General features: G+C 56.6%; 16 protein-coding genes. 12 read left to right on the forward strand and 4 right to left on the reverse strand.

The window, feature by feature from the left end; genetic code table 11:
- Position 1: 1 nt before the first annotated feature.
- The 5 genes from ltnD to PanJK_RS20170 all read left to right on the forward strand — a co-directional run bounded on the left by ltnD (position 2) and on the right by PanJK_RS20170 (position 5,043).
- Positions 2-910, forward strand: a complete 909-nt coding sequence (gene ltnD, locus PanJK_RS20150) for an L-threonate dehydrogenase (protein ID WP_101763402.1) — start codon at positions 2-4, stop codon at positions 908-910.
- A gap of 2 nt (positions 911-912) precedes the next feature.
- Positions 913-2,172, forward strand: coding sequence for a 3-oxo-tetronate kinase (gene otnK / locus PanJK_RS20155; RefSeq protein WP_321161866.1), 1,260 nt, complete (start codon positions 913-915; stop codon positions 2,170-2,172).
- Positions 2,169-2,795 carry an aldolase gene (locus PanJK_RS20160; RefSeq protein ID WP_265302416.1) on the forward strand — a complete coding sequence of 209 codons (627 nt, stop codon included), beginning with the start codon at positions 2,169-2,171 and terminating at the stop codon, positions 2,793-2,795. The genes otnK and PanJK_RS20160 overlap by 4 nt, the downstream gene beginning before the upstream one ends.
- Positions 2,795-3,574: an HPr family phosphocarrier protein gene (locus PanJK_RS20165; RefSeq protein WP_265302419.1), complete on the forward strand. Its 780-nt coding sequence runs from the start codon at positions 2,795-2,797 to the stop codon at positions 3,572-3,574. Before PanJK_RS20160 ends, PanJK_RS20165 begins: the two co-directional genes overlap by 1 nt.
- A gap of 116 nt (positions 3,575-3,690) precedes the next feature.
- A complete protein-coding gene (locus PanJK_RS20170) occupies positions 3,691-5,043 on the forward strand; it encodes a GntP family transporter (protein ID WP_061717692.1) in 1,353 nt (450 codons plus the stop codon).
- Positions 5,044-5,170: 127 nt separating this feature from the next.
- Here the strand turns inward: PanJK_RS20170 and sbcB are convergent, their stop codons facing one another.
- Complete coding sequence (gene sbcB / locus PanJK_RS20175; protein ID WP_265302421.1) at positions 5,171-6,592, reverse strand: exodeoxyribonuclease I; 1,422 nt, start codon at positions 6,590-6,592, stop codon at positions 5,171-5,173.
- A gap of 201 nt (positions 6,593-6,793) precedes the next feature.
- On the opposite strand from sbcB, the gene dacD reads away from it, so the two are divergent.
- The 4 genes from dacD (at position 6,794) to tmaR (ending at position 10,281) form a co-directional block, all read left to right on the forward strand.
- Positions 6,794-7,960 (forward strand): serine-type D-Ala-D-Ala carboxypeptidase DacD, encoded by a 1,167-nt coding sequence (gene dacD / locus PanJK_RS20180; protein ID WP_265302422.1) that lies wholly within the window; start codon positions 6,794-6,796, stop codon positions 7,958-7,960.
- An 88-nt stretch (positions 7,961-8,048) separates the two neighbouring features.
- Positions 8,049-8,498, forward strand: coding sequence for a GyrI-like domain-containing protein (locus PanJK_RS20185; protein ID WP_265302425.1), 450 nt, complete (start codon positions 8,049-8,051; stop codon positions 8,496-8,498).
- A gap of 242 nt (positions 8,499-8,740) precedes the next feature.
- Positions 8,741-9,799, forward strand: a complete 1,059-nt coding sequence (locus tag PanJK_RS20190; RefSeq protein WP_008110562.1) for an FUSC family protein — start codon at positions 8,741-8,743, stop codon at positions 9,797-9,799.
- A 161-nt stretch (positions 9,800-9,960) separates the two neighbouring features.
- Positions 9,961-10,281 carry a PTS system regulator TmaR gene (tmaR, locus tag PanJK_RS20195; protein WP_008110563.1) on the forward strand — a complete coding sequence of 107 codons (321 nt, stop codon included), beginning with the start codon at positions 9,961-9,963 and terminating at the stop codon, positions 10,279-10,281.
- An 86-nt stretch (positions 10,282-10,367) separates the two neighbouring features.
- Here tmaR and PanJK_RS20200 read toward each other — a convergent pair whose 3' ends face one another.
- The 3 genes from PanJK_RS20200 to PanJK_RS20210 all read right to left on the reverse strand — a co-directional run bounded on the left by PanJK_RS20200 (position 10,368) and on the right by PanJK_RS20210 (position 13,312).
- Positions 10,368-11,195, reverse strand: a complete 828-nt coding sequence (locus PanJK_RS20200; protein ID WP_265302431.1) for a glycosyltransferase family 8 protein — start codon at positions 11,193-11,195, stop codon at positions 10,368-10,370.
- Positions 11,196-11,213: 18 nt separating this feature from the next.
- Complete coding sequence (locus PanJK_RS20205; protein WP_265302433.1) at positions 11,214-12,596, reverse strand: D-arabinono-1,4-lactone oxidase; 1,383 nt, start codon at positions 12,594-12,596, stop codon at positions 11,214-11,216.
- Positions 12,597-12,670: 74 nt separating this feature from the next.
- Positions 12,671-13,312 carry a TetR family transcriptional regulator gene (locus tag PanJK_RS20210; protein ID WP_154157341.1) on the reverse strand — a complete coding sequence of 214 codons (642 nt, stop codon included), beginning with the start codon at positions 13,310-13,312 and terminating at the stop codon, positions 12,671-12,673.
- A gap of 212 nt (positions 13,313-13,524) precedes the next feature.
- Between PanJK_RS20210 and PanJK_RS20215 the strand changes: the two genes are divergently transcribed.
- The 3 genes from PanJK_RS20215 to PanJK_RS20225 are packed head-to-tail and all read left to right on the forward strand — an operon-like array spanning position 13,525 to position 16,132.
- Positions 13,525-14,352, forward strand: a complete 828-nt coding sequence (locus tag PanJK_RS20215; RefSeq protein WP_265302436.1) for a MetQ/NlpA family ABC transporter substrate-binding protein — start codon at positions 13,525-13,527, stop codon at positions 14,350-14,352.
- Positions 14,353-14,364: 12 nt separating this feature from the next.
- On the forward strand, positions 14,365-15,495 hold the full coding sequence (locus tag PanJK_RS20220) for a methionine ABC transporter ATP-binding protein (RefSeq protein ID WP_265302438.1): 1,131 nt from the start codon (positions 14,365-14,367) through the stop codon (positions 15,493-15,495).
- Positions 15,476-16,132 carry a methionine ABC transporter permease gene (locus PanJK_RS20225; RefSeq protein WP_265302439.1) on the forward strand — a complete coding sequence of 219 codons (657 nt, stop codon included), beginning with the start codon at positions 15,476-15,478 and terminating at the stop codon, positions 16,130-16,132. Before PanJK_RS20220 ends, PanJK_RS20225 begins: the two co-directional genes overlap by 20 nt.
- Positions 16,133-16,151: the final 19 nt, after the last annotated feature.

Consider the following 16,151-nt stretch of genomic DNA (forward strand, 5'->3'; position numbering starts at 1 on the left):
TGTGTCAGCAACCGTGAATAACATCGGCGTGATTGGTTTAGGTTCCATGGGCATGGGTGCAGCGCAGTCTTGCATCCGTGCAGGATTAAATACCTGGGGTGTTGATCTCAATCCGCAGGCGCTGGAAACCCTGCGTCAGGCCGGTGCGCGTGATGCGCAAACCTCCGCTGCCCGCTTTGCCGCCGAACTCGATGCGGTGCTGTTGCTGGTGGTCAACGCCGCGCAGGTTAAAGCGATTCTGTTTGGTGAAAACGGCGTGGCGGCGCAGCTCAAGCCCGGCACCGTGGTAATGGTCTCTTCTACCATCTCTTCACAGGATGCGCAGGCGATTGAACAACAGCTGGCGCAGCATCAGTTGCTGATGCTGGATGCCCCGGTTTCCGGCGGCGCAGCTAAAGCAGCGGTTGGCGAGATGACCGTGATGGCCTCCGGCAGCGACGAAGCTTTTGCCCTGCTGAAGCCGGTGCTGGATGCGGTGGCGGCGAAAGTCTATCGCGTGGGCAGCGAAATCGGTCTCGGCTCAACCGTCAAAATCATTCACCAGCTGCTGGCGGGCGTGCACATTGCCGTGGGCGCTGAAGCGATGGCGCTGGCCGCCCGCGCCGGTATTCCACTCGATACCATGTATGACGTGGTCACCAACGCCGCCGGTAACTCGTGGATGTTTGAGAACCGCATGCGTCACGTGGTGGATGGCGATTATTCGCCGAAATCAGCAGTCGATATCTTCGTTAAAGATCTCAATCTGGTGGCGGACACCGCCAAGTCGCTGCACTTCCCGCTGCCGCTGGCCTCCACTGCGCTCAACATGTTTACCGAAGCCAGCAACGCCGGTCACGGTCGTGAAGATGATAGCGCGGTGATCAAGATCTTCAGCGGCATCACGCTGCCGCAGGCGAAGGAGCAGTAATCATGCGTTTAGGCGTCATTGCAGACGATTTTACCGGAGCGACCGACATCGCCAGCTTCCTGGTGCAAAACGGTCTGCCGACCATTCAGTTCAACGGGGTGCCGGAAAGTCATGACGAGCTGAGCGCGCAGGTGATAGTGATCAGCCTGAAGTCGCGCTCTTGCCCGACGCATCAGGCGATCGATCAGTCGCTGGCGGCGCTGAAGTGGCTGCAACAGCAGGGCTGCGATCGTTTTTACTTCAAATATTGCTCCACCTTCGACAGCACCGAGCTGGGCAATATCGGTCCGGTTACTGATGCGTTGCTGGCGGCGTTAGGCGAAACGCAAACGGTGATCTCGCCATCGCTGCCGGTTAACGGTCGTACGGTGTATCAGGGCTATCTGTTTGTCGCCGATCAGCTGCTGTCCGAATCGGGCATGCGCCACCATCCGGTAACGCCAATGACCGACAGCAATCTGGTGCGTTTAATGACGCGTCAGGCTAAGGGCAAGGCGGCGGTGATCAACGCGACTCAGCTGGATCAAGGTGCCGATGCGGTGCGTGCCCAGCTGGATACCTTGAAGGCGCAGGGCATCAACTATGTGGTGCTGGACGCGCTGCACGAGCAGCATCTGCTGACGCAGGGCGAAGCGTTGAAAGAAATGTGTCTGGTGACGGGCGGTTCAGGATTAGCGATCGGTATCGCCCGCGCCTGGGCGACGCAGCAGCAGAATAGCGACGCTGAACAAGCCGGACGTCCACAAGGCGAGCGCGCGGTGGTGATCTCGGGCTCCTGCTCGCAGATGACCAATCGTCAGGTGCAGGCGTATCGCCAGCTAGCGCCATCGCACGAAGTGTTGGTGGAGCGCTGCCTCGATAACGCTGAAAGCTATGCACAGGAACTATGTGATTGGGTGGAAGCGCATCATCAGCCCGATCTGGCGCCCTTGCTGTTTGCTACCGCCGATGCGCAGCAGCTGCAGGCGATTCAGCAGCAATACGGCGCGGCGCGCAGCAGTGAAGCGGTTGAGCAGCTGTTTGCTGCGGTAACGCGGGAGCTGAAAAGCCGTGGCTGGCAGCGCTTTATCGTCGCCGGTGGTGAAACCTCGGGCGTGGTGGCACAAAGCCTTGGCGTCACCGCATTCCACATTGGCCCAATGATTTCGCCGGGCGTGCCGTGGGTGCGCGATATCCATCAGCCGCTGTCGCTGGCGCTGAAATCCGGCAACTTTGGCGACGAACAGTTCTTTGCCCGCGCACAACAGGAGTTTTCAGCATGACGGAACAACAAGCACGCGAAGAAATGGTACAGCTCGGCGCGTCCTTCTTTCAGCGCGGTTACGCCACCGGTTCAGCGGGCAATTTGTCGCTGCTGCTGGAGGATGGCAACTTGCTGGCGACGCCAACCGGCTCCTGCCTCGGCGAGCTGCAGGCCGATCGCCTGTCGAAAGTGACGATTCAGGGCGAATGGATCTCCGGCGACAAGCCGTCGAAAGAGGTGGCTTTTCACCGCGCGCTCTACCTGAACAATCCCGCGTGCAAAGCGGTGGTGCATCTGCACAGCCACTATCTGACGGCGCTCTCCTGCCTCAACAATCTCGACAGCGAGAACTGTATTCGTCCGTTCACGCCGTATGTGGTGATGCGCGTCGGCGATGTGCCGGTGGTGCCGTATTACAAGCCGGGCGATCAGCGCCTGGCAGACGATCTGGCCAATCTGGCCTCGCGCTATAACGCCTTCCTGCTGGCCAATCATGGTCCGGTGGTGGTGGGCAAATCCCTGCGCGAAGCCGCCAATAACACTGAAGAACTGGAAGAGACCGCGCGCCTGATGTTTACGCTCGGCGACCGCTCGATTCGTTATCTGACCGATAGCGAAGTCGCGGAATTGAGGAATTTCTAATGCCTAAGTTTGCAGCCAATTTATCAACGCAGTTCGGTGAGCTGCCGTTTATCGAACGCTTTGCCGCCGCGGCCAACGCCGGTTTTCGCGCCGTTGAATTCCTGTTCCCGTATGAGTTTCCGGCCGAGGTGATTAAAGCCGAGCTGGAAAAACATCAGCTGGAACTGGTGCTGTTTAACACCGCCGCAGGCAACGTGCAGGCGGGCGAGTGGGGCGTTTCCGCTATTCCGGGCCGTGAACAGGAAGCGCGTGCCGATATCGATCGGGCGCTGGAGTATGCGCTGGCGCTCAACTGCCAGCAGGTGCATGTGATGGCGGCAACGGTGCCAAACGGTGCCGATCGTGCAGCCTATGAAGAGACTTTCGTGCGTAACATGCACTATGCCGCCGAGCGTTTTGCGCCGCACGGCATTCGCCTGCTGCTGGAAGCGCTTAATCCAGTCACTAAGCCGAATTATCTCTACGCCAGCCAGTATCAGACGCTGGCGATGATGGCGCGTATCGATCGGCCCAACGTTTTTACCCAGCTCGATCTGTTCCATGCGCAGTTGGTGGACGGCAATCTGACGCATCTGATTCGCGAATACGCCGGTCGTTATCGCCATATCCAGATTGCTTCTGCGCCGCACCGTCACGAACCGGATGAAGGCGAAATCAACTATTCCTATCTGTTTAACCTGCTGGATGAAGTGGGCTACGACGGTTGGGTGGGATGTGAATATATCCCGCGTGGCCGCACCGAAGCGGGCCTTGGCTGGTTCGCGCCTTACGCCAAATAAATTCTTGTTTATCGCCAACGCAGCGGCCTATCCGCTGTGTTGGATAAGTCATATCTGAATCTGCCAATACCAGAGAAAGCTGTACCCTAAAAATACTTATAAAATAGAGGATTATCATGTCAACCGCGTTGTTGTTAGCTATCGCTACCGCCAGCATCGTGATTTTGCTGTTGCTGGTGATTAAAACCAAAGTTCACCCCTTTGTGGCGCTGCTGATTGTCAGCCTGCTGGTGGCGATTGCCACTGGCATTCCCGCCGACAAAATCATGGAAACCATCTTTAGCGGGATGGGTAACTTGCTGGGGCATATCACCATTATCATCGTGCTGGGGGCGATGCTCGGCGCAGTGATTGAAGCCTCGGGCGGTGCGGAGTCGCTGGCACAACGCTTCAGTAAATCGCTGGGCATCAAGCGTACCGTGGCGGCGCTGACCATGGCGGCGTTTATCCTCGGTATTCCGGTGTTCTTCGAAGTTGGCTTCATCATCGTGATTCCGTTGATTTATGGCTTCACCAAAGTGGCACGCGTATCACCGCTGAAGTTTGGCTTGCCAATGGCGGGCGTGATGCTGACGGTGCACGTAGCGCTGCCAACGCATCCGGGCGCGGCAGCGGCTGCAGGGATTTTGCATACCGACATGGGCTGGCTGATGATGCTCGGTATCCTGATCTCGATTCCGGTCGGTATCGTCGGTTACTACGTCGCAAAAGCGATGAACCTGCGTCAATATCACCTTTCCGTCGATGTGCTGGAGCAGTTGCAGCTGGCGAAGCCGGAAGGCAAGCCGAAAAACGACGCGCCACCGCCGGGTGCGCTAACCATTACCGGCCTGATTGTCGTGCCGATTCTGTTGATCGTGATGGGAACGGTAGCACACACCACGTTAGCAGAAGGCAGCACGCTGCGTTCGGTGATGACGGTGATTGGGACGCCAGCGATTGCACTGCTGATTGCGCTGGGACTGGCGGCGTGGCTGCTTGGCGTGCGTCGCGGCTGGAGCAAAGAGAAGTTAGAAGACCTCACCGGACGTGCGATTCCCAGCTCTGCCAGCGTTATTCTGGTGGCGGGTGCGGGCGGTGCCTTTGGTAAGGTTCTGGTGGAGTCGGGTGTGGGCAAAGCGCTGGCGCTGACGCTGGAAACCTTGCATCTGCCGCTGGTGCCAGCTGCGTTTATTTTGTCACTGGCGCTACGTGCGTCGCAGGGATCGGCAACGGTCGCCATTTTAACCACCAGTGGTTTGCTAAGCCAGGCGGTGGGCGATGTAACGGATATGCAGCGCGTGCTGGTAACGCTGGCGGCCTGTTTCGGCGGCTTGGGGTTGTCGCACGTGAATGATGCGGGGTTCTGGGTGGTGACGCGCTATTTGGGCCTGTCGGTAGCTGATGGCCTGAAGACGTGGACGGTGTTGACTACGGTGATGGGGCTGAGCGGTTTCGCGCTGACGTGGCTGGTGTGGGGGATGATTTAAGGGTTTTCCCTCACCCTAACCCTCTCCCGCGAGCGGGAGAGGGAACCGATCGGAGCAGGCATACGGCAGCATCTCCCTCTCCCGTGGGAGAGGGTCGGGGTGAGGGCATCAAACCGCAGAGGACAAACTAAGACACCAGCTCCTGCGCATACAAATACAGCGCCTTCAGCTGCGCCATCTTCTCCGCATTGCCTTCATGCAAACTCGCCAGCGACTCCAGCTCCAGCAGGAATGCCTGCACGCGCTCAGCATTCAACGCTTCGCGGCGATGCTGCAACCAGCGCTGCTGCTCAGCGTCATCCAGCGTGCCAGGGAAATTACGTGCGCGATAGCGGAACAATAGCTTAGCAATGCGCTTATCTTCGAAGCTCAAATCCAGCGCCGGTAAGTTTTGCGGCGGCGTCTGGCGGATAATATTCATACCCGCGCGATCGGCGTCGCTGAAGAAACCGTCATACAACTGCGCATCCACATCATCCGAAGGCGTAAACGGTTCGGCGTCGGCAAACAGCACCACCACTTTCTCACGTATTTCCGCGTGTTCGCGCAGCAGCTTAAGGTTAGCGAGACACTGCTGACGATCGATATTCAGGCGTGCGGCATCTTCCGGACGCAGCGTGCTCGCGGGCGCCAGCACCGGACACTTATTAATATGCACCAGCTTGATCGGCACCGCAGGCAGATCGCCTAAATCGCTGTGACGGGTATACAAACGCTCACGCAGTTCATCTGACCCAAGCTCCAGCAGCGGCGACATATCACCGGCCAAATCAACGACAATCAGCGCGTTACGGTTATCCGGATGCCACGCCAGCGGCACAATCCAGCTGGTGTTACCGCGCGCCGCGCCGAACATGCCGGAGACGTGCACCAGCGGTTTCATCTGCGGGATATCAATCAGCGTCATCAGTTTCTGTTTGTTGCGATGGGTAAACAGAAACTCAAATAGCTTCGGCTGCTTCTCTTTCACCAGTTTCGCCATCGCCAGCGTGGCATAAACGTCCGACATCGCATCGTGCGCCTGTTCGTGCGCCACGCCATTAGCCTTGGTGAGATGCTCCAGCTTAAAGCTTGGAAATCCATCGTCATTTTCTGGCCACTCAATGCCTTCCGGGCGCAACGCGTAGCAGGCGCGCATCACATCGAGTAAATCCCAGCGTGAATTGCCGTTTTGCCAGCTCCAGCCGTACGGATCATAGAAGTTGCGATAGAAGATATTGCGCGTCACTTCATCGTCGAAGCGCACATTGTTGTAACCAATCACACAGGTTTGCGGCTCGCTAAACAGGCCGTGAATGCGTTCGGCAAACGCCGCTTCTGTTACGCCACGCGCTTTGGCGGTTTGCGGCGTAATGCCGGTGATCATCACCGCTTCCGGCTGCGGCAAATAATCGTCCGCTGGCTGGCAATAAAACACCTGCGGTTCACCTACCGCGTTGAATTCTTTGTCGGTACGCAGGCCCGCAAACTGCGCAGGACGGTCCAGCGACGGGCTTTTACCGAAGGTTTCATAATCGTGAAATAAGAAGGTGAACTCAGAGGCGGGCACGGCGTTATCCTGGCAATGGAGAATCAACGCACAGGATAGTCGTCCGTGGATAGCAGTACAACCTCGATCATCCTCGCTGCGAGCGGGCGCGCAGCATTTATGCGCAGTTCATACTTTTTTTCAATTTATTCAGATCTGTAAGCGCTATTTGCCGTAAAACGTGCGGCGGTAAATTCATTTTTTGATTTTGAGGAAGAAGTGTTGAAAAGGCGTCTGCTGGTAACTGTATCTGGAATGATTATTTGGGCATCGTTGGCGCAGGCCGACGACAGCATGCCATTTCCCCTGACGCCACCGCCGATTGATGCGGCTTCGTGGGTGCTGATGGACGCCACAACCGGACAAATTCTCACTGCCGGCAATCCGGATGAAGAGCGTAATCCGGCCAGCCTGACCAAACTGATGACCGGTTATGTCGTGGATCGCGCGATAGATCAGAACAAAATCAGCCGCGATGACAAAGTCACCATTGGCAAAGATGCGTGGGGTGCGGGCAATCCGGTGTTTAAAGGTTCTTCGCTGATGTTCCTCAAGCCGGGCGATCAGGTCACGGTGCGCGACCTGATGCGTGGCGTGATTATCGATTCGGGTAACGATGCCTGCGTGGCGCTGGCGGATCACGTGGCTGGCAGCGAAGGCAGCTTCGTTACCATGATGAACAGCTATGTGCAGAAGCTCGGTCTGTCGCACACCCATTTCGAAACCGTGCACGGCCTTGATGCGCCGGGTCAGCACACCACCGCACGCGATCTGGCAGTGCTGTCGCGCGCTATCATCAGCGGCGAGCCCGATTTCTACGCCATGTACGGTGAGAAAACCCTGAGCTGGAACGGCATCACCCAGAACAACCGCAACGGCTTGCTGTGGGATCAAAATCTGCACGTCGATGGCCTGAAAACCGGCCACACCGAAAGTGCTGGCTTCAACATCATCGCCTCTAACGTCGTCGGACGTCATCGCTTGATCGCGGTGATCATGGGCGGCAAGAGCCCGAAAGGGCGTGAAGATCAGGCGCGCAAGCTGCTGGTGTGGGGCCAAAACACCTTTGATACCGTGCAACTGTTCCACGCAGGCAAAAAAATCGGCAGCGAAAACGTCTGGTACGGCAATCCGCATAAAGTAGATGTCGGTACCACGCAGGATATTTACCTGTCGCTGCCGCGCACCGAAGTGGCCAACGTGATGGCGAAATACGTTATCGATCGCAAAGATCTGGAAGCGCCGCTGAAAGCGGGCGAGCAGATTGGTGAAATTCAGGTGATGGATAAAGATAAGCAGCTGGCAAGCTATCCGCTCTACGCGCTGCAAGCGGTTGATCAGGCTGGCATCATTACGCGCATCAGCGATTACTTGAAACAGAAACTGTAATCCGTCGCGTATTTCCGCGTCATCATCGTCGCCGTGCTGCGGCGGTGATGGCACAATCGCTGTTTCTGCCGCTGATAAGAGGCAAGGTATGAAAGCATCGATTGTTGAACGTAATCCGCAAAGCTGGCTCGGTTACCATCTGCAAGGTCCGTGGCAGGAAACCGTGCCGCGCGGCTTTAACCAGCTGAAAAGTTGGGTGAGTGAGCACAAGGTTGAAGGCGAATGGCTGGCGATTTATTACGGCAATCCGCAGGAGCTGCGCGTGGAAACGGTGATTACCGCGCCAGAAGAGGTGATTCCGGCGGCGGGCGACGATATCGAAAAAGGATTATTGCCGGGCGGCCGCTATTTTCACGCGCGTGTTGAAGTGCTCAACAACGATTTTTTCAGCGCGTGGCGCAGTTTGTTCGATAGCTTAAATGCGCAGGGCGGCTGGCAAGTGGACAATCGTCCGTGCTTTGAGCATTACCTTTCTGATGGATCCGATAGCGGCGACTGGCTGGTGGATATGTATATTCCGGTACGTGTGGCTGATTAAATTACGCGGTCACCCTAAATGGCGCCCCTACAAAACCGCACCCGTAGGGTCGCCATTCATGGCGACCTTATCAATAACCGCACCAAACCCATTGCGTTACATCAATGTTTCCATTGGGAAAATTAGATGTAACACTCATGTTGTATTTCAGCAAAACACGAAAAATAATTGCGTTCGACCCTGATGATGCAGCCGTTGCCAGGGTAACATAGCGCGCAAATTTTTAGCGTTCCCGGACAACCATGTTACGCGCTGACAAGCCCATCTCGCAGATTGAGTTCTGGTTCTACCGCCACTATCGCGCCGTGCACGGCGTGCGCATCGCTATCGCTTTTGTGCTGTGCTTCCTGTTTGTACGCCTCACAGACATTCCCGAAGGCACCTGGCCGCTGATTACGCTGGTGGTGGTGATGGGGCCGATTTCTACCTGGGGCAACGTGCTGCCGCGCGTAGTGCAGCGTATTAGCGGCACCTTCGCCGGTCTGATATCCGGCCTAATCGCGCTCAAGCTTGAGCTATTTTCGCTGCCGGTCATGCTGGTGTGGTGCGCCATCGTGATGGTGGTCTGCGGCTATTTGACGCTGGGCAAGCATCCCTACATGGCGTTGTTGATCGGTATCACGCTCGGCGTGGTGGTAGGCGCACCGGCCGGGGATTTCACCATCGCCATGTGGCGCGGCGGCGACGTGATTCTTGGTTCGCTGATGGCGCTGCTGTTTAGCGCCATCTGGGCGCAACGCGCGTACACGCATTGGCGTATCCAGCTATCGGATGCATTTATCGCCATGGCCAAGCTGCATCACACCGGCTTCTCCGCCAATCTGCTGGAGAAACCGCGGCTGAATAAACCTTTCCAGAAACTGCTGAGCGGCGTGATCAAAATGCGTGCGCTGCTGGAACCGGCGAGCAAAGAGACGCGCATTCCGAAATCGGTGTTTGAGGCAATCCAAACGATTAACCGTAATATGGTGAACACCATGCAGATGCAAATTGATGCATGGTGGTCGTCACGTGAAAGCCACTTGATTATGCTCAACGCGCCCACGCTGCGTCGCACCCAGCAGATGACTGAAGACACGTTGAATGCGCTGGCAACGCTGATGGTGAAAGGCGAAACCGAGCAGATCACCGCCAATAGTCACGCGCTGGAGGAGATCACCCAGGAACTGGAGCAGCTAATTGCCAATCGCAGCGGACGTTCTGAAACCACGGCGATTTACGGTTACGTCTGGCTGAGCCTTGAACAGGCGCGTCAGCTGGAGCGTATGACCGATTTAGTGCGTCTGGCGCTGCGTAAATAGTTTTCTCAGGCAATGACTTAATGTGAATCACCCTTTCTTTGCGCTAAGATAAGCGCCAGTCCGAATTTAGCGGTGAGAATTGCAACCCTGGCGGCCAAGCCGCTAAGCTAAACGTTATGACTATTCCGCCTGCCGACGCAGGCCTCAAGAAAGGTGCCAACATGGAAAATGCCAAGCAATCATTTCAGGACGTACTGGAGTTTGTGCGTATGTTCCGTCGTAAAAACAAACTGCAGCGCGAAATCGTGGATAACGAGAAGAAAGTCCGTGATAACCAGAAACGTGTGCTGCTGCTGGACAACCTGAGTGAATACATCAAACCAGGCATGAGCATCGAGGCGGTGCAGGAAATTATCGCCAGCATGCGTGTGGACTATGAAGACCGCGTTGATGAGTACATCATCAAAAACGCTGACCTCTCCAAAGAGCGTCGCGAGCTGTCGAAGAAGTTGAAAGCGATGGGCGAGCCAAAAGCGCAATAAATCGTAGGGTCGCCATTCATGGCGACCTGGCGCGCAGTAATGCGCAATTCATATGAAACAGCGCGATAATCATCGCGCTGTTTTTTTTATTCCGCCGCCAACGCCCACCACAGCTTATCCAGCGCGTAATAACGGTCGCGTTCCGATTCAGGCTGATTCAAATCGCGTTTCCACGGTTTCGCCAGAATGAAGTGCAGGTTCTTCACTTCATCTTCGCGCCACATCTTGCTGTGCTGGAATGGCAAAGTTTTCAGCGCATTGTATTTATACGAAAGCGGCAGCCAGCGATCTTCGAACACTTCATTGAGTAAATCCTGCTCGGAGAACGGATAGCGACGCAAATCGGTAATGCCCGCCACTTTCTCCTGCAGCCACTCAAACACCGCCAGATCCGGCTTCAGCACCAGGAAACCGCCGTTCAGATAGCGATCAAGCGTGGAGGGTTCCGGTTCGCCGCGATCCTGCCAGGTATAGTGACAATTCTCCGGCTGCCAGCTGGCCGGATAGCTAGCGATCTTGTTGGGATTGCAGCGACAGGCGTGACACGCTGCCAGCGCATGCTTGCCCAGATCGAGCGTAAACAGCTCATCCATATTGCGCAGCACCAGCATATCGGCATCGAGAAACACCACGCGCTCGCAATCCACCAACTCCCACGCGCGCAGTTTGCTCCACACTTCACCGAACTGCGCCGAAGCGTAATGCTGCTCCAGTTCGGCATTTGGCATCAGCGGATCCACCGGATGGATTACGCAGCCCAGCGCTTGCAAGGCTTCACGCGTCTCCAGATCGATGGCATCGGTGACCATCACAATCAGCGGCCAACGGGTTTCACTGCGCTTCAGCGAGCGGTGCAGCGCCTTCACGCCAATAAAATAGTCCGGCTGCGTTAACAGCGTTACCCATGCAAACATGGTTTCTCCCCCTCAAACTTAATCAAACAAAGCAGTGACATAGTCATTGCTAAAACGGCGTTGCGGATCGAGCTGATTGCGCACCGCGCGGAAAGCGTCCCACTGCGGATAGATATCGCGCCACTGATAGCGCTGCGGGTCGTAATATTTGCCCCAGTGCGGACGTCCGCCTTCGGCTGCCAGCAGCTTCTCCACCTCAGTGAGAAAATGCAGGCCATCCTGCGACAGCGAACCGTCATCGGCGTAATAGACCACGAAGCCGAAGAAGCAGGTAGCGTGCTGATACGCCGGACTGAGCCAGGCTTCAGACGCGCCCGTGCAACGTAGAATGATCGGATAGTGCATATGCGGATGATTCTCGGCATACCACGCTTTGATCTTGCTGATAATCTGCGGCGTTTTCTCCAGCGGCACGCCGATTTCGACGTTGATCTGCGGTACGGCAATACCGCGACAAAACAGCTGATAGATATCGCCACTGATGTCGGTGAAATCGCGGAAGCGCGTCACGGTGCGGAACTGCTTGCCGCCTTTGCCGTGAATCTGCGTATCTCGATGCATCTGTGCCAGCGTCTGATCGATGGTCTCATTAAGGCTGCTGTCGGTGTCATCGCCATGCTCAATCACCTCACGCTGATTGGCATGCCAGGCTTCAGCCTCTTCGTCGCTGGCTTCATGCGCGTTCCATACGTGCATCAGGTTGTCATCGACAAACCACCAAGCTTTGCTCATCTCATACTGCTGATTCCACTCCACCAGATCCTTTTCCAGCGTATCGGCGGAGACGGCAAACTTGTGGCAGGTAAACAGGCGGAAAGGGCGGGTACGCAGCGTCACGGCGGTAACAATGCCTAAGGTGCCGAGCGAAACCTGCGCGGCGGCGAAATCGGGCTCGCCGCGCACGAATTCACGCACGCTGCCGTCGGCTAACACCATGCGGATGCGCAGCGCTTCATCGGCGATTGAGCTTTGTGCCAAACCCTGGCCGTGCGTGCCGGTGGCCATCGCGCCCGCCAGCGTTTGCACCGCGATCACACCCGGGGACGAAGCCAGCATGCGATCCATCTCGGTTAAGGTGCTGTAAACCTGCTCCAGCGGCGTGCCGGCGGCAAAGGTGACGCTGTCGGCATCTTGCGCAATCACGCCATTGAACGCGCTGAGATCCAGCAGCAAATCCTGCTCATTCACGCCCAGCATGCGGCCCGGCGACAAGCGACTGCCCAGTACGCGCACTTTGCCGCTGGCGGCGCGCAGCAGTTGTTGTAACTCCGGTTCAGTTTGCGGCTGTTGTAACTGACTGCGCTGACCAACCACCGTGTTCTGCGCCCAGTTCCACAGTGCGCTGTCCTGGTCAGTATTGTGCGTATGGCGTAAGGGATAAAGGTGGGGGTCTTTGTTCACTACGGCGTTCCTTAAATTGAGGTCTGTGACGGTCCCAGGATTTAAAGCGTAGACCATCACTGCAAAGCCGCAGTCTACGGGGCTTTGCGCACGTAACGCAGCGTGGCGGTGACGGCTAACTGACGGTTACGACGGATGCTGTCTTCCTCGCTATCGTTTGGCGTGAACAGCGTGTGAAAGGTGTAACGATTAGAGACGTGGTGCACACAAATGCTGCTGAGCAAGCGGTGCACGTCGACGGTGTCCAGCCCATCAATAAACAGCCCTTGCTGCTGGCCGCGCGTCAGAATGTCATCCAGCAGATCGAGCGCACTCTTATTCAATGCCTTGATACGTTCGGATTGCATGATGTAGCGCCCGCGCAGCAGGTTTTCGGTACACACCAGCCGCATAAAGTCCGGGTGGGAAACGTGGTAATCGAAGCTGGCTTCCACCAGTTTGGTCATTGCCAGTTCCGGCTCCATCTCGGCGAGATTGAGGCCCGTTTCGTGCTCACGAATCGCCTGATACACCTGCTCCAGCACCTCAATATAGAGCTGCTCTTTATTGCTGAAGTGGTACACCACCATGCGTTTGGTGGTTTGCGCGTGCTCAGCGATCTGCTCCAGCCGCGCGCCCTGCATGCCGAACTCGGCGAACATCTTCAGCGCACCGGCAAGGATGCGTTTCTTCAGCCCTTCAGGGTCATTTTTGCGTTTAGTTGTGGTGTCCGACATAGAGCTCAGTAATAAATCCATCAAAAGGAAAGGATAACACAGCCATTTTCTCGCTGGTGGCGATGCGAGCCACACGGCGGCTTTATGCTTTTCAGGAATAGCTTTCCTGAATAAATCATAATGCAGGAATAAGCAACTGCGTATACTGCGGTCATCTGTCGTTACGACAGCTTATTTTGACTCGCGCAATTATAACGATTAGGAAGCTTTTTATGCACACACGTCTGTCATCGGTAAAAAATAAATTCTTTTTAAGTGCTGGGGCTTTGCTGCTGGCCAGCGCGGCGTTGTCGCCGTTATCCATCGCGCACGCAGCGGATAAAACCTCGGTAAAAGTCGGCATCATCAGCGGCGAAGATGAAGATGTCTGGCGCGAAGTGATCAAACAGGCGGCGGCAAAAGGCTTAACGGTGAAAACCGTGATCTTCAACGATTACAACCAGCCGAACGAAGCGCTGCAAAACGGCGAAGTGGATGCCAACGCCTTCCAGCATCAGCCGTTCCTCAATAACCAAATCAAGGTGAATCACTACGACATCGTACGCGTCGGCGATACCGCCGTGTGGCCGATAGGTCTCTACTCGAAGAAAGTCAAAAGCGCGAAAGCGCTGAAAGAGGGCGCGGTGATTGGTGTGCCCAACGATCCCTCTAACGAAGCGCGCGGTCTGGTGCTGCTTGAGCAACAAGGCTTGATCAAACTGAAGCCGGGCGTCGGCATCGCGGCCACCACCGCGGATATCACCGCCAATCCGCATCATCTGAAAATCAAAGAGCTGGATTCCGGCATCATCGGCCGCTCCGTTCCAGATCTGGATGCCGCCGTCGTCAACACCGATTGGGCGCTGAAAAGTGGCCTGACCGCCGAAGACCGCATTGCGCAGGAGCCGGTAAAAGATAACCCGTACAACAACTTTATTGCGGTGAAGAAAGAGAACGTCAGCGCGCCATGGGTGAAAACGCTGGTGGCTTCTTATCAGAACGATGCCGTGAAGACCGTGTTTGACAAGGTCTACAAAGGCACGGGCGAAACGGCCTGGTAAGGAACGATAAAGATGACGTTATTCTCAGCAGCCGAAACGCCCTTTACCGCCGTGAAACGCGGCGTGGCGGAAAGTGCCCATGACGAGGCGCAGGTGAAGTTTCGCGACAGCGGCAGCGTGGTGCGCCTGCAAGGCGTGTCACGTCGCTTTGGACAAACCCAGGCGCTGCGCGATATCTCGTTGACGGTGCAGAAAGGCGAAATTCTTGGCCTGATTGGACGCAGCGGCGCGGGTAAATCCACGCTGATTCGCTGTCTCAACGGGCTGGAACAACCTGATGAAGGCGTCATTGAAATTGAAGGCCGCAACATTACCGGCCTGTCGGAAAAACAGCTGCAAACGGTGCGCAGTCGCGTTGGCATGGTGTTTCAGCACTTCAATCTGTTATCGGCCAAAACGGTGGCGCAGAACGTGGCGCTGCCGCTGAAAATTGCCGGCATGGATAAAGCGCAGCGCCAGCAGCGCGTGGCGGAACTGCTGGAGCTGGTGGGGCTGGCGGACAAAGCGCAAAGCTATCCGGCGGCGTTATCTGGCGGCCAAAAACAGCGCGTTGGCATTGCCCGCGCGCTGGCGGCAAGCCCGGCGCTGCTGCTGTGCGACGAAGCCACCTCCGCGCTTGATCCGGAAACCACGCGCTCGATTCTGGCGCTGCTCAAATCCCTGAATCAAAAACTCGGCATCACTATTCTGCTGATCACCCATGAGATGGAAGTGATCAAATCTGTCGCGCATCGCGTGGCGGTGATCGATGCCGGTGAAATCATTGAACAAGGTCCGGTATGGCAGGTGTTTGCGCATCCCTGGTCGCAATTGACGCGCACGCTGCTGCGCGGTTTGCTGCCGCAGCTGCCGGAAAATATTGCCGCGCGCCTCAGCGATGAGAAGCAGGGCGATGCCATTTACAGCGTGCACTTTGCCGGTGACGATGCGCAGGGCGATCTGCTCACCCGCTTTGCCGGTGCGCTGCCGGGCAAATTCCGCCTGCTGCAGGGCGGCATCGATCACATCCAGCACTACGCGGTGGTGCGTTTCTTTATCGCGCTCCCGGCGGCGAACGCGGCCGACGAGCAACAGATTCTCAGCTGGCTGCACGCGCAGCAGGCTCAAGTGGAGTTGGTGGGCTATGTCGCCAGTCATGATTGATCTTTTACTTAATGCGTTAGGCGAAACGGTATTAATGACGGTGATTTCCGGCCTGTTTTCGCTGGTGGCGGGCTTGCCACTTGGCCTGATTCTGGTGATGACCAGCCCCGGCGGCATCGCCGAGCATCGCGGCGTTAATCGCGTGCTGGGCTTGATCATCAACAGCTTCCGCTCGCTGCCGTTCATTATTCTGCTGGTGGCGCTGATCCCCTTTACCCGTTTTCTGGTCGGCACCTCGCTCGGCACCTGGGCAGCGATTGTGCCGCTGTCGATCACCGCCACGCCTTACTTTGCGCGCGTGGCGGAAGTGTCGCTGCGTGATGTCGATCGCGGGTTGATTGATGCGGTACGCGCCATGGGTGCCAGCAAGTTGCGCATTGTCTGGGATGTGCTGATCCCGGAAGCGCTGCCCGGCATTCTGTCTGGTTTTGTCGTCACGCTCGTCGCGCTGATTGGCGCTTCGGCAATGGCCGGCGCGATTGGCGCCGGCGGACTGGGTGATCTGGCGATCCGTTACGGCTATCAGCGCTTTGAAACCTCGGTGATGATCGCAGTGATCGCGGTGCTGATTGTGCTGGTGAGCGGCATTCAATGGGTCGGCGATCGGTTGGTGCAGCACATCGATAAACGTCATTGATTTACACCCCGCATTAATG

The sequence above is a fragment of the Pantoea sp. JK genome, assembly GCF_026130245.1.
GTDB lineage: Bacteria > Pseudomonadota > Gammaproteobacteria > Enterobacterales > Enterobacteriaceae > Pantoea > Pantoea trifolii.

What these genes read in the sequence shown, in the direction of transcription:
- otnK (WP_321161866.1), top strand. Translation starts at nt 913, where the DNA reads ATGCGTTTAGGCGTCATTGCAGACGATTTTACCGGAGCGACCGACATC.
- PanJK_RS20160 (WP_265302416.1), top strand. Translation starts at nt 2,169, where the DNA reads ATGACGGAACAACAAGCACGCGAAGAAATGGTACAGCTCGGCGCGTCC.
- PanJK_RS20165 (WP_265302419.1), top strand. Translation starts at nt 2,795, where the DNA reads ATGCCTAAGTTTGCAGCCAATTTATCAACGCAGTTCGGTGAGCTGCCG.
- PanJK_RS20170 (WP_061717692.1), top strand. Translation starts at nt 3,691, where the DNA reads ATGTCAACCGCGTTGTTGTTAGCTATCGCTACCGCCAGCATCGTGATT.
- PanJK_RS20185 (WP_265302425.1), top strand. Translation starts at nt 8,049, where the DNA reads ATGAAAGCATCGATTGTTGAACGTAATCCGCAAAGCTGGCTCGGTTAC.
- PanJK_RS20190 (WP_008110562.1), top strand. Translation starts at nt 8,741, where the DNA reads ATGTTACGCGCTGACAAGCCCATCTCGCAGATTGAGTTCTGGTTCTAC.
- tmaR (WP_008110563.1), top strand. Translation starts at nt 9,961, where the DNA reads ATGGAAAATGCCAAGCAATCATTTCAGGACGTACTGGAGTTTGTGCGT.
- PanJK_RS20200 (WP_265302431.1), bottom strand. Translation starts at nt 11,195, where the DNA reads ATGTTTGCATGGGTAACGCTGTTAACGCAGCCGGACTATTTTATTGGC.
- PanJK_RS20210 (WP_154157341.1), bottom strand. Translation starts at nt 13,312, where the DNA reads ATGTCGGACACCACAACTAAACGCAAAAATGACCCTGAAGGGCTGAAG.
- PanJK_RS20215 (WP_265302436.1), top strand. Translation starts at nt 13,525, where the DNA reads ATGCACACACGTCTGTCATCGGTAAAAAATAAATTCTTTTTAAGTGCT.
- PanJK_RS20220 (WP_265302438.1), top strand. Translation starts at nt 14,365, where the DNA reads ATGACGTTATTCTCAGCAGCCGAAACGCCCTTTACCGCCGTGAAACGC.
- PanJK_RS20225 (WP_265302439.1), top strand. Translation starts at nt 15,476, where the DNA reads ATGTCGCCAGTCATGATTGATCTTTTACTTAATGCGTTAGGCGAAACG.